General features: G+C 36.1%; 2 protein-coding genes. Both read left to right on the top strand.

Annotated elements, in window-relative coordinates; genetic code table 11:
* Positions 1-249 precede the first annotated feature (249 nt).
* A complete protein-coding gene (locus CHX27_RS15655; RefSeq protein WP_094484892.1) occupies positions 250-1,059 on the top strand; it encodes an RHS repeat-associated core domain-containing protein in 810 nt (269 codons plus the stop codon).
* Positions 1,060-1,062: 3 nt separating this feature from the next.
* Positions 1,063-1,662, top strand: a complete 600-nt coding sequence (locus CHX27_RS00845) for a hypothetical protein (RefSeq protein ID WP_133063375.1) — start codon at positions 1,063-1,065, stop codon at positions 1,660-1,662.
* Positions 1,663-1,910: the final 248 nt, after the last annotated feature.

Raw genomic sequence — 1,910 nt, 5'->3', positions numbered from 1 at the left:
AAAATGGAGTAGTTTTATAAGCGTAGATCCGTTGGCGGAGAAGTATCCATCCATTTCGGGCTATGCGTATTGTGCGAATAATCCGGTTATCTATGTAGATCCCGATGGGAGAGATTGGGTTGAAGCGGCTAATGGCGACATTACTTGGAGAAAAGATGTAACAGCGGATAATTATAAAGACAAGGGTGTGTTAGGAAAAGGTGAAATTTACAGAGGTNAAAATGGAGTAGTTTTATAAGCGTAGATCCGTTGGCGGAGAAGTATCCATCCATTTCGGGCTATGCGTATTGTGCGAATAATCCGGTTATCTATGTAGATCCCGATGGGAGAGATTGGGTTGAAGCGGCTAATGGCGACATTACTTGGAGAAAAGATGTAACAGCGGATAATTATAAAGATAAAGGTGTGTTAGGACAAGGTGAAATTTACAGAGGAACAACTTACGCCCGTTCAAAAGAATGGAATAATGTTAAAGGTATTACGGGTACGGTTCTTGAAATATATAAGAATGATCGGTCAATGACTTATGCGGTTGCAAATTCTTCTGGCATGGTACAACTGCCTGTTGATAATCCAAATGCAAAAAATAGTCAGTTTACTGCTGGTAGTATGACGCTTTACTCCAACTATAATCGTAATGACGAAAAGGGACCTCAGGATCAATGGGGTAAGCCTGAGTATATTGCTAACATGATAAATGCGATTGTTGACTACAAACAAACATATCCCGATGATGTTGTTTCAATCGGTGATATGCTGTCTCCTACCGATGGAAAAGTTCCAAAAAACAGTAGTGGGGGCTTACATCATGCAGACGTGGGTACATTCGATATTCGTTTACTTGGGCCAGGCGGAAGCTATAAGGGTACAGTATCAGATTCAAGATTCGACATCAATAGAACGCAAAGTTTTATAAACTCTCTAGGAAAACACGGATTTAAACGGTTCTTGATTGGCCCGTCAGTGTACAGGCAATTTAACGACAGTGGAAGTGTTAAAGTAATGAACGGCGGAAGCGTGCACGATAATCATTATCATGTAGACATGGGAAAAAGATAAATTATGAAAAAATACACAACAGCATTTTTAACGTTAATACTTCTCATATCATGTAACAGAATGCCAGAAAGTAGTAAACCTATAAAATTTATCTCAAAAAGTATAACAACTGATTTTAACGCTCGATTAATTGATAGCTTATCCAAAATTGAGCTTAATTTAACGGAAAGTAAAGTAGATTCAAATAGTAATTTGTATAAATTTTTAGCGACAAAGTTTAATTTTTACGACTTGTATTACTACGAAAAAGTTGATAAACATTCCGCTGTAATATTTTACCAATATGATTACGTTAAAGCTTTTGTTTTAATTTCGGGGCGAACCGAAAAAACGTTAAATTTTCGGTCAATTGCTTATTTAAGTGGAGACGGAGAAGACATAGAAATGAAAAAGTCGAAATTTACGAATGGTAGATTTTTTTGTAATTTTATGTCTGCTGAACGTAGCTTTTCCGAGCCGTTGGACACATTGTATTTTAAATTCGAAGGTGCTTCAAAACTTTATTTAAACAAATCAGGTAAGATCTCGGAAGACACGATTAGACAGAAACGAAATTTTGTTCGAGTTTATTCAAAATCTAAAAGCATTGAATCTTTTTATTAATGTGCAAGGAGATGAATTTTATCTAAATTGAAAAGTCAAATTTAAAAATAACTAAGGCTGTTCTCCTTAAAGCATTGATAAGAGCGACAAGTTTTTAAATATTTCACAAACTTTTCATTTGTTTGAAAGAAATGTGTACTCACGCTGCAATTAATTTCATGACCAATCAAAATGGTCAATTCACGCAAAAAGCCGAGTACCTGCCCTTTGGCGAGCTTTTAGTTGACGAACACAAGAATTCGAACAAC

Origin of the sequence: Flavobacterium aurantiibacter (assembly GCF_002251775.1) — a bacterium.
Classification (GTDB): domain Bacteria; phylum Bacteroidota; class Bacteroidia; order Flavobacteriales; family Flavobacteriaceae; genus Flavobacterium; species Flavobacterium aurantiibacter.
This window is presented reverse-complemented; position numbering and strand designations above follow the sequence as displayed.